At 60.0% G+C, this 13,861-nt stretch carries 11 protein-coding genes; 10 read left to right on the top strand and 1 reads right to left on the bottom strand.

What is annotated here, in order from left to right; translation table 11 throughout:
* The 10 genes from GGD53_RS09920 (at position 1) to GGD53_RS09965 (ending at position 13,281) form a co-directional block, all read left to right on the top strand.
* Positions 1–1,131 carry a CgeB family protein gene (locus tag GGD53_RS09920; RefSeq protein WP_184455402.1) on the top strand — a complete coding sequence of 377 codons (1,131 nt, stop codon included), beginning with the start codon at positions 1–3 and terminating at the stop codon, positions 1,129–1,131.
* Complete coding sequence (locus tag GGD53_RS09925) at positions 1,128–2,216, top strand: CgeB family protein (RefSeq protein ID WP_184455404.1); 1,089 nt, start codon at positions 1,128–1,130, stop codon at positions 2,214–2,216. Before GGD53_RS09920 ends, GGD53_RS09925 begins: the two co-directional genes overlap by 4 nt.
* Entirely contained in the window at positions 2,213–3,313 is a 1,101-nt protein-coding gene (locus tag GGD53_RS09930) for a CgeB family protein (RefSeq protein ID WP_184455406.1), read from the top strand. The genes GGD53_RS09925 and GGD53_RS09930 overlap by 4 nt, the downstream gene beginning before the upstream one ends.
* A gap of 12 nt (positions 3,314–3,325) precedes the next feature.
* Entirely contained in the window at positions 3,326–4,372 is a 1,047-nt protein-coding gene (locus GGD53_RS09935; RefSeq protein WP_184455408.1) for a UDP-glucuronic acid decarboxylase family protein, read from the top strand.
* 14 nt (positions 4,373–4,386) lie between these two features.
* Positions 4,387–5,121: a TIGR04290 family methyltransferase gene (locus GGD53_RS09940; RefSeq protein ID WP_184455694.1), complete on the top strand. Its 735-nt coding sequence runs from the start codon at positions 4,387–4,389 to the stop codon at positions 5,119–5,121.
* 151 nt (positions 5,122–5,272) lie between these two features.
* Positions 5,273–6,187 carry a cytochrome c gene (locus GGD53_RS09945; protein ID WP_184455410.1) on the top strand — a complete coding sequence of 305 codons (915 nt, stop codon included), beginning with the start codon at positions 5,273–5,275 and terminating at the stop codon, positions 6,185–6,187.
* Between the two features lie 156 nt (positions 6,188–6,343).
* Positions 6,344–7,516: a helix-turn-helix domain-containing protein gene (locus tag GGD53_RS09950; RefSeq protein WP_184455412.1), complete on the top strand. Its 1,173-nt coding sequence runs from the start codon at positions 6,344–6,346 to the stop codon at positions 7,514–7,516.
* Between the two features lie 165 nt (positions 7,517–7,681).
* Positions 7,682–8,077, top strand: a complete 396-nt coding sequence (locus GGD53_RS09955; RefSeq protein ID WP_184455414.1) for a response regulator — start codon at positions 7,682–7,684, stop codon at positions 8,075–8,077.
* Between the two features lie 148 nt (positions 8,078–8,225).
* The gene (locus GGD53_RS09960) at positions 8,226–9,251 is read left to right on the top strand and encodes a chemotaxis protein CheB (RefSeq protein WP_184455417.1); all 1,026 of its coding nucleotides are present in this window, start codon (positions 8,226–8,228) and stop codon (positions 9,249–9,251) included.
* Between the two features lie 61 nt (positions 9,252–9,312).
* Positions 9,313–13,281 carry a CheR family methyltransferase gene (locus GGD53_RS09965; RefSeq protein ID WP_184455419.1) on the top strand — a complete coding sequence of 1,323 codons (3,969 nt, stop codon included), beginning with the start codon at positions 9,313–9,315 and terminating at the stop codon, positions 13,279–13,281.
* Positions 13,282–13,461: 180 nt separating this feature from the next.
* On the opposite strand, the gene GGD53_RS09970 is transcribed toward GGD53_RS09965, so the two are convergent.
* Entirely contained in the window at positions 13,462–13,719 is a 258-nt protein-coding gene (locus tag GGD53_RS09970) for a hypothetical protein (RefSeq protein ID WP_184455421.1), read from the bottom strand.
* Between the last annotated feature and the right edge of the window lie 142 nt (positions 13,720–13,861).

Below are 13,861 nucleotides of genomic sequence, written 5' to 3' on the forward strand. Positions count from 1 at the left end.
ATGAAGTTCGTTTTCTACACCCATTCGCTGGTCTCCGACTGGAATCACGGCAATGCTCATTTTCTTCGCGGCGTCATGCGCGATCTCCAGCGGCGCGGCCATGACACGCTGGCGCTGGAGCCGCAGGATGCCTGGAGCCGGGTCAATCTGGTGAGGGACCAGGGGCCGGCCGCAGTCGAGGCATTTCACCAGGCATTTCCGCAGCACCGTTCGCAGATCTACAGCGAAAGATTCGACCACGAAGCAGCGCTTGGCGATGCCGATGTCGTCATCGTCCACGAGTGGACGGAACCGCAATTGATCGAGAGGCTCGGCCGCATCCGGCGCGATGGCGCGATCTTCACCCTGCTTTTCCACGATACGCACCATCGGGCCGTTTCCGCCCAGGGCGACATCGCAGGACTGGCGCTTGACGACTACGATGGCGTGCTGGCCTTCGGACAGACACTGCGTGAACGTTATCTCAGAGCCGGCTGGGGAAAATCGGTATTTACCTGGCACGAGGCGGCGGACGACGCCCTCTTTCGGGCGCTGCCGGATATCGAGAAAACCGGAGACCTGATCTGGATCGGCAACTGGGGCGACGATGAAAGGTCCGCCGAAATCGGCGAATTCCTTATCCGTCCCGCGAAAGACCTGAAGCTCGACACCGTCGTTCGCGGCGTGCGCTATCCCGACCATGCATTGGACGAGCTTCGCAAGGCTGGCGTCGCCTATGGCGGCTGGATCGCCAATGCCGATGTTCCCGCGGCCTTCGCCCATCACAAAGCAACGATTCACATTCCGCGGCGGCCCTATGTCGAACATCTGCCGGGTATTCCGACCATCCGCGTCTTCGAGGCGCTCGCCTGCGGAATACCCCTGATCTCGGCGCCCTGGAACGACGTCGAACATCTCTTCGACACCGGCAGCGACTATTTGGTCGCCGGTGATTGCGAGGAGATGAAGAAAAGACTGCGCGATGTCCTCTCCGACACCGATCTGGCTGCGAGCCTTGCCGCCGCCGGGCTTGAAACAATCAAGACCCGTCACACCTGCCGCCACCGCGTCGACGAGCTTTTGGCCATCCTGGCGCGCTGTGGCACGCACAGGGTCACTGCAAACCTGCAATCCAGGGAGGCTGCCGAATGAAGATCGCTTTTTACGGTTCCAGTCTCGTCTCCGCCTATTGGAACGGCGCCGCTACCTATTATCGCGGCCTGCTGCGGGCGCTGGCGGAAAAGGGTTACGAGATCACTTTCTACGAACCCGACGTCTATGACCGGCAGAAGAACCGCGACATGGATCCGCCGGACTGGTGCAGGGTCGTGGTCTACGAGGGGACGATCGATGCCCTCAAGGCCGTGACAAGCGAGGCGGCCGAGGCTGATATCGTCGTCAAGGCAAGCGGTGTCGGCTTCGAGGACGATCGATTGCTGGAAGAGGTGCTGCGTCACGCACGCCCGCACGCGTTGAAAATCTTCTGGGATGTCGATGCGCCGGCGACGCTCGCCGAACTCAGGGCCAACCCCGATCATCCATTGCGCCGTGCGCTCGCCGGGCTTGATCTCGTGCTGACCTATGGCGGCGGCGACCCCGTCGTGAACGCATACCGTTCCGTCGGAGCGGCCGAATGCGTGCCGATCTACAATGCGCTGGACCCGCAAACGCATCATCCGGTGCCGCAGAACTACCGCTTCGCCGCCGACCTCGGTTTCCTTGGCAACCGTCTGCCGGATCGCGAGACGAGGGTCGAGCATTTCTTCCTGGAACCGGCGTCGCGTCTGCCGAACCGGACATTCCTGCTTGGCGGGTCCGGCTGGCAGGACAAGCCGATCCCTTCAAACGTCCGCTATATCGGCCATGTCCCGACGCGCGATCACAACGCCTTCAACGTGACGCCGATGGCGGTCCTCAACATATCGCGTGCCAGTATGGCGGAGAATGGTTTTTCCCCGGCGACGCGGGTCTTCGAGGCGGCCGGCGCCGGGGCTTGCCTCATTACCGACTACTGGGAAGGCATAGATGTCTTTTTGAAGTCCGGCGAGGAGATCCTGGTCGCGCGCGACGGACAGGACGTGGCTGCCTTGCTCAGCGGCTTGTCCCACCAGTCCGCACGGGAAATTGGAGAAAGGGCGCGCCGGCGCGTTCTGGCCGAACATACCTATGTCAATCGCGCCGAAACGGCAGACGAGATTTTTCGCGCCCGTCTTGGCGCGCGGGAGGCGGCCGAATGACGAGATCGCTCGACATCGTCTTCCTCGGGCTTTCCCTTTCCTCTTCCTGGGGGAACGGTCACGCCACGACCTATCGCGCCCTGATCAAGGGTCTTCGGCAGGACGGCCATCGGCTCTTGTTCCTGGAGCGGGACGTGCCGTGGTATGCCTGCCATCGGGATCTGCCTTCACCTGACTTCTGCGAGCTCGCCTATTATTCCGATATCGGCGCAATGATCGAGCGTCACGGTGAAAGGCTCGGCAAGGCCGATGCCGTCATCGTCGGATCCTACGTTCCCGATGGCGTGCTGCTCATCGACAGGCTCGAGGCGTTGGAGCTGAAACGCCTCTGCCTCTATGACATCGACACGCCGGTCACCCTCGCCAAGCTCGATCGCGGCGATGAGGAATATCTGGCGCTGCGGCAGGTTCCCCTGTTTGACACCTATTTCTCCTTCTCCGGAGGAAGGGTGTTAACGCGGCTCGAACAGAGATATGGCGCGCGCAGAGCCATCGCGCTCTATTGTTCGGTCGACGAGGGCCGCTATGCCAATACCGGCGAATCCACCTGTTGGGATCTCGGTTATCTCGGAACTTATAGTCCTGACCGCCAGCCGACACTGGAGAGCCTTCTCTTGGAGCCGGCACGCCGCCTGCCGTCGATGCGCTTCGTTGTCGCCGGGCCGCAATATCCGGCCGAAATCGAATGGCCGGCCAATGTCGAACGTATCGAGCATCTGCCGCCTGCCGATCATGCAGGCTTTTATAGCCGGCAGCGCTTCACGCTGAACGTGACCCGCAGCGATATGATTGCCGCCGGCTGGTCTCCCAGCGTGCGGCTGTTCGAGGCTGCCGCCTGCGGGGCGCCTATTATCAGCGACTTCTGGCAGGGTCTCGATGAGCTGCTGCCGGACGGCGAGGCTTTGTTCATTGCGCGCGCGCCGGAGGATGTCGCGGCGCTGCTGACGGAACTTCCCGACAGCGACCGTCTGGCGGCCGCCGCCGCAGCGAGAAAGCTGGTGATGAGCAGTCATACCGGTGCCGCACGTGCCGGCGAGCTCGTCAGGGCTCTTTCCGACCTGCCCGCCAAGCCAGCTTTCGACCGTATCTCAGCGTGAAGGAGAGTATCGATGCTTCAAGTCAATCGTCGCGGAAAAGGCAAGACTGTTCTGGTGGCAGGAGGCGCTGGCTTTGTCGGCTCGCATCTCTGCGATGCTCTGCTCGGCCGTGGCGACACCGTCATTTGCGTCGACAGCTATATTACCGGCTCGCGCGACAATGTCAGGCCGTTGATGAACCATCCGAGCTTCCGGCTCATCGAACAGGATATCTGCAAATTCATTGAAATCGGCGAACCGCTCGATCAGATCTATAATCTGGCCTGCGCCGCGTCCCCGCCGCAATATCAGGCGGATCCCGTTCACACGATGATGACGTGCGTCGCCGGTACGGGCAATCTGCTGGCGCTCGCCGAGCGGCACCGGGCCGCCTTTCTCCAGGCCTCGACGAGCGAGGTCTATGGTGATCCCGCCGAGCATCCGCAAAAGGAAGACTATCGCGGTAATGTCAGCTGCACAGGACCGCGCGCCTGCTATGACGAGGGAAAACGCGCCGCCGAAGCTCTTTGCTTCGACATGCTGCGTGGCGGCCGCGTCGACGTGCGGGTCGCCCGCATCTTCAACACCTATGGGCCGCGAATGCAGGCCAATGACGGCCGGATCGTATCCAACCTGATCGTGCAGGCACTCTCGGGGAAACCGCTCACCATCTACGGAAGCGGCATGCAGACCCGGTCCTTCTGCTACGTCAGCGATCTTGTCGGCGGCCTCATGGCGCTGATGGATGTGCGGCCAAACCCTGGCGTGCCCGTCAACCTCGGCAATCCCGGGGAGTTCACCATCAACGAGCTCGCGCAGATGATCCGTTCGATGGTGCCGGTGCGAACGGCTGTTGCCTACAGACCTTTGCCGAAGGATGATCCTCAACGCCGCCGGCCCGATATTTCCCGCGCGAGCGAACTTCTCGATTGGCAGCCGACGGTGCCCCTTGCCGAGGGGCTCAGATCTACGATCGACTGGTTTGCCGCCAATTTGGACGATCGTCCCCGTAAACGCGTCGCTTCGCCTCGCCGTCATCGCGGCGCGGCTGCTTCGCAGGCTGCCCCCTTCGACAACTGACGCGGATGCACGCGATGATGAACCTAGCTTTGCAACAGCGTATCAAAGAACTAGGCCCCTGGTTTCAGAATATTCGGTTCGGAGAGATCGAAACCGCGCCGGATCATATTCTCGGCGACTATCCAGCGTTCAAATGGGAACGCTTCAAGCATGTCGTGCCCAAGGATCTGGAAGGGCGCAGCGTTCTCGATATCGGCTGCAACGCCGGCTTTTATGCGCTGGAGATGAAGCGCCGCAATGCGGGGCGGGTGTTGGGCATCGACAGCGATCCACGTTATCTCGAGCAGGCCCGTTTCGCCGCCGATCATTTCCGCCTCGGTGTCGAGTTCAGGCAAATGTCGGTTTACGAGGTGTCGAAACTTGGGGAGAGGTTCGATCTGGTGCTCTTCATGGGCGTGCTTTACCACTTGCGCCACCCGTTGCTAGCATTGGATCTGCTCTACGAGCACGTGGTCGAAGACCTCATGCTGTTCCAATGCCTACAGCGTGGCGAAGAGCATATTGCCACGCTTGAAGAGGACTACGACTTTTCGGAATGGAAGGTTTTTGATCGGCCGGATTTTCCGAAGCTGTTCTTTGTCGAAGAGCGCTTTGCCGCCGATCCCACCAATTGGTTCATTCCCAACAAGGCGGCGGTCGAAGCGATGCTGCGCAGCTCGGGCTTTGTCATAGAGGCCAATCCCGAGCGAGAAGTTTATCTCTGCCGCCGAGGCCGGCGGCCATACATGGTCGAGCCGCCGCCCGGTTGAGGCGATTGTTCACCTGGAGCGGTTCAGCTTTCCATGGAAGCGCAGAACGGCTCTAAGTTTTTGTTTTTACGCAATTCCCGGCAAAAGCGCTTCGCGCTTTGCCTGGGAAACCGTTTCACACTTTTCCTGGAGTTGCTCTGGCGGTTTCAGAATGCTTAGAGGTGCCCGATTGTTTTCGACCGCTGTCGCTGCGGTCCTCCTTGTCTTCTCCTCGACCTGGCTGCTGACGAGACCGCACCCGCGTTTCGCGGCCGGCGATCCCACGCTGACGCCGGGAGATGCCGGGCGCGGCAGACTGGTCTTTGCCGCAGGCGGATGTGCCTCCTGCCATGCTTCCCCCGGTCAGCCGGACCGCTTCAGGCTGGGAGGAGATCTTGCGCTGGCCTCGCCCTATGGGACCTTCAGAGTTCCCAATATCTCGCCCGACCCGCAGGCCGGCATCGGATCGTGGTCGGTTGCCGATCTCGCCAATGCGCTGATCTCAGGGGTTTCTCCGTCAGGTCAACATTACTATCCCGCATTCCCCTATGCCAGCTACACCGGCATGACGCTCGACGATATCAGCGATCTCTATGCCTTTCTGCATACGCTTTCGCCTGTGCCGGAGCACCCGCAACCGCATGATATTTCCCCCTTATTTCGCATCCGCCGCTTCGTCGGCTTCTGGAAGCTCCTGTTCTTCCACGAAGGCAGATCGGAAGGAACGGAGAACGGCGATTCCGTTCATGATCGCGGCGCCTACCTCGTGGAGACGCTTGGCCATTGCGCCGAGTGTCACTCCTCCCGCAATATCTTCGGGGCGGTAAAGCCGAAAACCCGGTTCGCCGGTGGGGTGAGTTCGGAAAATGTCGGCTTCAACCCCAATATCACACCGACAGGCATCGGCTCGTGGTCGGAGCAGGATCTCGCCGAAATGCTTCGCAGCGGCAGGACGCCCGATCACGGCTATGTCGGCTGGTCCATGGCGGATGTAGTCGAGAATACGGCGGAGCTCCCGGAGGCCGACAGGATGGCCATCGCCCGGTACCTGAAATCGCTGCCGCCGCGCCCGACGCCCTATCCTTGATGCGTATCGTCGATCGTGTGATCTTCAAGAAAGCGAGGGAAACGGCGAGCGCTTAAACTATTATTGATGCAACGTCGTCAGGTTTGGCACCGACGGAACAGGGCAATGGCCGCAACGTTTTGAGGTGAACAGGTATAATGTGGGAGGCAGATCGTCATGAATACGGCTTTTGACGAACTCGCGCAAAAAGCTGTCTTGGTCGTCGAGGACAATTACGCTCTCGCCAGCGAACTCGCATCGAAGCTGACCGCAACCGGAATCAAGATTGTCGGGCCCGCACCGAGCGTCGAACGAGCGTTGCAATATATTGAAGATTCCCAAATTGAAGTTGCCATTCTGGATATCAATCTCGGTGGAACGATGGTGTTCCCTGTCGCCGATGCGCTGGCGAAGCGCAATATCCCGTTCTTCTTCGCAACCGGCTACAGCCGCGACGTTGTGCCTCCCCGCTTTGCGGATCGGATTTTCGTGGAAAAGCCGCTGGACACGAGCGCGATTTACGCTGCCCTTTCCGATTGTCGAACTTCGACGGCGAAGTCATCAGGCGGTCAGAAGAATCTCGTTCTTTCCGCTCTTTCTCTGCGAGAAAATGATCTTATCCGGCCGCTTCTCAAGCAGGTTCAGCTGATTCAAGGCGAGGTTCTTGAAAAGCAGTTTGGAGAGATCACGACGGTTTCCTTCATTGAAAGCGGGACGGTCTCGCTGGTCGCCTCGTCTCTGGATGGCTCACAGGTAGAGGTTGGCCTTATCGGGCGTGAAGGGGTAACCGGCACGGGGCTGTTGGAGGGCGATTGGCGCACTCCCTACAATCTGGTGGTGCAGACCGAAGGAACCGCGCAGCGCATTGACATCGACAGCTTCCTTCGTCTGACGCAGAGGGCACCGCAGTTGCGCTCGCTTTCATCAACGTTTTCAAGGACGCTCGCAATTCAGATGGGTTATACGGCCCTCGCCAACGGCCGATATTCCATCGAACAGAGACTGGCCCGTTTGCTGCTTATGCTCGATGATCGATCGGAAAGCCAGGTGCTGCTTCTCACCCACGAGGACATGTCTTCCATGCTCGGCGTCCGGCGTTCCGGAGTTACGGGCGTGCTTCCCATCCTGGAGGGCGAAAAACTCATCAGGTCGGTACGAGGCAAGGTGATCGTCCTCGATCGCGAGGGCCTCATTCTCAAGGCCAATGGCTCTTATGGCATTCCGGAGGCGGAATACGAGCGGTTAATGGGGTTTTCATTGCGGGGCAGCGAGAATGTTAGAAGGGCTCATAACCAATCACGTCCTCACTTCTACAGCCCCCAAATTCCGGGGAGAGATAGCCGCTCATAAATCTCAGTGGCCAAAATTGCTGAATTTCGTCACAGACGGAGATCTCGTCTAAAAGCGTGCAACTTTTGCCGCCCTTAGCCGTTCGGCCCTACAACCCGCATTTTTCGGACGCGCAAAGGACTTTGTAACAGTTTGAATCGATGCATCGTGCTCGAAAGGCGCCCGATGGAAAAAATCAATCAAGCGAGACTTTTCGCGGGAAAGCGTATTCTGGTTGTCGAAGACGAGTATTTTCTTGCCGACGAGACCCGCCGGAAATTGGAAAATCTTGGGGCAATCGTCGTGGGCCCCACCGCAAATATCCGCCGCGCGCTCGACCTGATCGCTGGGGAAGATGTCGACGCGGCGATCCTTGACGTCCACCTCCGTGACGAGTTGGTGTTTGCTGTCGCCGATGAACTGGAGGCGCGACAAATCAACTTCGTCTTTGCCACCGGCTACGACCCGTCCTTCATTCCGGCAAGGTATAATGGTTTTGCCTTGTGTGAAAAACCGACCGAACTCGAAAAGATCGCCGTTGCACTCTTTGGTGCGGCCGATGGTTTGAAACGGTTTGATTGATCGCCTCGGTGGAGCTGTTTTGCAGGGTGCTGAGGCGCCGCCAGCCGTCGCTTCGAGCCGGTGCCCGGCGGACTGATTCCGTTTGCGCTCGCGCGCAAGGGAACCATATGGAGCATCGGCTGTTGGGATGACATGAAAGGGCAAGACCATGTCTTCCAGCGCCACCAAGGATATCATTGCGATCGGCGGGTCGGCGGGGAGCAGAGCTGTCCTCAAGACCCTCTTTGCCGATTTGCCCTCCGACCTTCCGGCAAGCATTTTCGTCAGCACCCATATTCCTGCAAACTCTCCCAGCCTGCTGGCTGAGATTCTTGCCGATAGTTCCAACCTGCCCGTCAGGCAGGCGGTCGACGGGCAGCCGATCGAGCGCGGCCATATCTATGTCGCTGCACCCGACCGCCACCTTCTTCTCATGGGGGAAACGATCAAGTTCGGAGCCGGTCCTCGCGAGAACATGGTCCGTCCGTCGATTGACCCGATGTTTCGATCTGCTGCCCTGTCGTTCGGTCCACGAGCAGTGGGGCTCGTCCTGACGGGGATGCTCAATGACGGAGCGGCGGGGCTGCATGCGATCAAGTCCCATGGCGGGACGACCGTGGTGCAACACCCGCTTGATGCGGAGGCGGATCAAATGCCCTTGGCCGCGCTGGAAGCAGTGGAGGTCGATCACGTCGCCTCGGCAGCCGACCTCGGCGGGCTTCTTGTCAAAATTGCCGGAAGCGAGGCAGGGCCGGCTCCTGATGTGCCATCCGACGATCTGCGGCTCGAGGTCGAAATTGCCGCTGGCGACCGGCTTGGCAGTGCCGAACTTCGGAAGATCGCGTCTCCCAGCGCCCTGACCTGCCCCGATTGTCATGGCGTGCTTTCCGAGGTTCGGGGTTCGCGGCCGTTGCGATTTCGGTGCCAGATCGGCCACGCCTATACCGCCGACGTCCTTGCTTCGCATATCGACGAGCTTGATGAGGCGATCAGAATCGCCATGCGCATCATGGAGGAGCGTCTGACGCTTGTGGAACGGATGGCACGAGACGCTCGCGCCACCGGGCGCAACGCCGTCGCCGAACTCTACGAGGCAAGGGCGGCCGAGTATCGGCAATATTCCGCGACCCTGCGTGACGCCGCTCTAAGCTCGCTGCGCCACGGTCGCGCGTCGCCGTTCCAGGACATCTGCTAAAGTTGTATCTTTCTACCGTGCGGACGGTTTAGAATCGCCGCGGCAGAGGCATGGATCGACGATGGCGTACGACGAACGGGACATGGAGCAACAGGCAGGCGCGGCTGAGCTGGATCAGCACGAGCAGCCTATCGTGATCGTCGGGATAGCGGTGTGCGCTCGCTCGCTCCGTTCGCTCGAGCGGATATTCTCCGACATCGGCGTTGGCCTCGGCGCATCCTACCTCGTGGCGGTGCGCCAGCAGGAGGGGCTCAGTGCAGCTGCCGTCCTTGAAATGCTGGCACAGCAGCAACGACTGGCGGTGACGGTCGCGGTGGACGGAGAGCGTATCCTTCCGAATCATATCTACGTCGGCGGCTCCGACGATATGATGACCGTCGAGGATGGTCATATCCGCATTCGGCCAGCCTCGGAACCCGTCGGCCATCGTGGCACGGTCGACACGATGTTGATCTCGCTGGCAGAACATGCCCATGAGCGCGCGATCGCTGTGGTTCTGGCGGGTCTCGACAATGACGGCATCGCCGGGGTGGCGGCAACCAAGAAATTTGGCGGTCTGTCGATCACGGAGATAGGCGACGGCGACGATCAATCTGCTGAGGAGGGAGGGGCGTTGGCAATCGCCGACTTGCGACTGCCGGCGAAGGGTATCGCAGCCCACATTGCGCTCTATGCCGGCAATGTCGTCGAGGAGGAAGACGCCGGCCTGGATGAGGAGCCATCGAGCGCCATCGAGGCACAGATCACGCAAATTGCTACGGTTCTTCGTAATGTCACCAGCCATGACTTCCACGGATACAAGCGCGGCACCTTCACGCGGCGCGTTCAGCGGCGTATGCAGGTGCTGCAAATCGGCGATATCGATACCTATATCGAGCGGCTGCGCGCCAGCCGCGACGAAGTTCAAAACCTCTTTCAGGACCTGCTGATCGGCGTTACCCAGTTTTTCAGAGATCCCGCCGAGTTCGAAGCGCTGGAGCGTGAAATTCCGAGGCTGTTCGAGGGAAAGGAACCTAGTGATCAGCTGCGCGTCTGGGTGCTGGGCTGCGCGACCGGGGAAGAAGCCTATTCGATCGCGATGCTGCTGCGCGAGCACATGGCGACCATGGATTACCCCCCCGACGTGCAGATCTTCGCGACAGATCTCGATGCCCGCGCGCTGGGGATTGCGCGTGCCGGGCGTTATTCCGCAGCGATAACCTCCCAGCTCCAGCCGGACCGGCTTGCCCGATGGTTCGTGCGTGAGGGCGACACCTATTGCGTCGTCAAGGAATTGCGGGAAATGTGCATCTTCTCGCCGCACAACATCGTCAAGGATGCGCCATTCTCTCGAATCGACATCCTCTCCTGCAGGAACTTGTTGATCTATCTCGACAGCGAGCTGCAGAACCGGGTCATCCCGATCTTTCACTTTGCCCTCAGGCCGAGTGGTATTCTTTTTCTGGGTTCATCGGAAAACGTCACCCGCCACGCTAAGCTTTTCGCGCCCGTCGACCGAAAGAACCGGCTGTTTCGAAGGCTGGAGACGGCGACCCGCATCATTCCGGACTTCCCGCTCACTCCACGTCCTCGCAGCCCCGACCATGCGCTTTCGGCGCCGGCGCCGATGCTGCAGACCGGCCGGCTGTCGGCCACGATCAGCCGCCAGGCAGAGGTCGTCGCCGAGCGATTCGCACCGGCCTATGTCGTCGTCGATTCACACTATGACGTGCTGCACTTCTCGGGACGCACGGGCCGCTACCTCGAACCGGCTTCGGGGACTGCGACCCTCAATCTCCTGAGCCTTGCCCATCGTGATCTCAGGCTCGACATGCGATCCGCCTTGCAGCGTGCCACGACCGAGGCGGTCAAGGTCGAAGTTCCAAGGGTGCTGCTGCGCCAGGACGATCGCACCTACGCCGTCAACATTATTGTCGAACCCCTCGGAAGCGGCGACGTCACCTCGCTGATCGTGCTTTTTCAGGATGCCGGACAGGTGGCCGAAGGGACGGCTCCTGACGGAGGAAGGCTGACGAGCGAAGAGCATGTTCAGCGTCTGGAGACCGATCTGCGCGTCACCCGAGATCGCCTTCAGGCAACGATCGAGGAGCTCGAATCGACCAATGAGGAGCTCAAATCTTCCAATGAGGAATATCAGTCGATCAATGAAGAGCTGCAGTCGGCCAACGAGGAGATGGAAACCTCGAAGGAAGAATTGCAGTCGGTGAACGAGGAGCTGCAGACCGTCAATGGCGAGCTTGCCCATCGCGTTACCGAACTCGATCGGACGAATTCCGACTTGAAGAACCTTCTCGAAGCGACGCAGATCGCCACTGTGTTCCTCGACAACGATCTGCGCGTCAGGAGCTTCACGCCGGCGGCGACGGAAATATTCCATCTGCTCGAAACCGACGTCGGGCGACCACTGGACCATGTCGTCTCGCGCGTCGCCTATCCGGAACTGCTGGACGATGTTCGCCTTGTCCTGAGAACGCTGGTGCCCGTCGATCGGAAAGTCAGCGATCCCGTTAATAATCGCCATTATGCTGCACGCGCCCTGCCTTACCGCAGTGTCGACAACTATATCAGCGGTGCTGTCGTCACCTTTACCGATCTGACCGCCACGTACGAGGCGGAGGTGGCGCTTCGACGGAGCGAGGAGCGACTGCAGCGCGTCCTGGAGACGGACGCGGTCGGGGTGATTTTTCTTCATCGGGACGGCGTCATATTCGACGCCAACGAGGTTTTCCTGAAGATGTCCGGCTACAGCCGCTCGCAGATGGAACGCGGCGAGCTGCACTGGCGTCGGCTGACTCCGGAGGAGCATCTCGCCGAGACCGAAGCCCAGATGGAGGCTCTGAAGGAGACCGGCAAGATCGGGCCATATGAGAAGGAGTTTTTCCTCGCCGACGGGACGCGCCGCTGGATGTTGATTGCCGGGCGTGATCTCGGCGATGGCACGATCGCCGAGTTCTGTATCGACATCTCGGCGCGAAAACAGGCGCAAGCAGCTGTGCGGCAGGGGGAGGAACAGTTCCGCCTGTTCGGCGAAGCCTCTTCCGACGTTTTGTGGATCCGAGACGCGGAGACGCTGCAATGGGTCTATTTGGCGCCGGCTTTCGAGACCATCTACGGTGTCGACCGGGAGCAGGCCATGACCGGCAACCATTTCCGCAGCTGGGCCGAACTCATCATTCCTGAGGACCGGGAACAGGCGCTTTCCGAGATCCGCCGTGTACGAGAGGGGGAACGGGTGGAATTCGAGTATCGCATCAGGCGGGCCTCGGACCATGAAATTCGCTGGTTGCGCAGCGCCGATTTCCCACTTTTCGGTGAAGAGGGGAACGTCAAGCAGATCGGCGGTATCGGCCGCGATATCACCGACGAGAAGGCCTCTGCCGACCGAATGAAGGTACTCGTCGCCGAGCTTCAGCACCGCACGCGCAACCTCATGGCCGTTGTCCGCTCGATGGCTGATAAGACCATGCGAACCAGCGTTAATCTTGCCGATTTCAACGAAAGATTTTGCGACCGTCTGGATGTGCTGGCGCGTGTGCAAAGCCTCCTCTCGCGGCTGCAGGAGGGTGAGCGCATCACGTTCGACCAGCTTGTCCGCTCCGAACTGGCGGCTCACGGCGCACTGGACGGCCAGATGGACCGGATCACCCTGGGTGGCGCGGAAGGCGTCAGGCTTCGCTCGACCAGCGTACAGACTATGGCCTTGGCAATGCATGAGTTGGCCACCAATGCCGTCAAATATGGGGCGCTTAGCCAACCTCAAGCGCAACTGTCGATCATGTGGCGCGTGGAAGAAGCCGGTGAAGGTGGCAAGCCGTGGCTGCATGTCGACTGGCGGGAGAACGGAGTGAAGATGCCGTCCGAAGATTCCGGACCGCAAGGGGGCGGCCAAGGCCGCGAACTGATCGAGCGCGCGCTGCCCTACCAGCTTGATGCAAAAACCTCCTACACATTTGGAGAGGATGGAATCAGTTGCTCGATCGCAGTTCCCATTTCCGTCAGCAATTTGCTCGAGGACGAGGCGAACGGCTGAAGGACAAGGCGTCGATGCTTGGCGTGCGATGGAGGGCAGGTTGTTGCTGACGGAGTTCTGGGGCGGCTGAGACAAAGCCCTTGAACGTCAAGCCCATAGGCTGACGGCCGTGCGTCTGCCGCAGCTGTTTCGATGTCAGCGGGTGCTGTAGCTAAAATAACGGCGTAAAATTCTCGCCTGTTACAAGGCCAACCTGGATCTGCCGGCCTGATGCTTCTCATCACATTCTCGCAGCTCTTCCTTAAGCCTCTCAAGGTGCGCCACATGCATGACCTGCGACTCCTCGAAATTGGTCAAAAGCCGTATCGCTTCCGTCACGTCGGTGCCGCGGTTGGTCAGTTCAGCGACGATCTCGCGCTGGCGAGCTATATGCTGTCCTCCCAGGGCGACATGTTCCAGGGCCTGCTCTAAATGCTTCTTCACAATCGCGCGATCCATGCGGATCTCCTTCTAAAGCGCGTCGAGCAAATACATTCATGTCACGCGCTTTAGTTTTTTGTTTTGATGCATGTCTCGATCTTGGAACTGCAGACTTCCGGACGGCATGCACCGGAGCATGATCATGCGCTTATTATCAACG

This window comes from Rhizobium aethiopicum (genome assembly GCF_014197535.1).
GTDB lineage: Bacteria > Pseudomonadota > Alphaproteobacteria > Rhizobiales > Rhizobiaceae > Rhizobium > Rhizobium aethiopicum_A.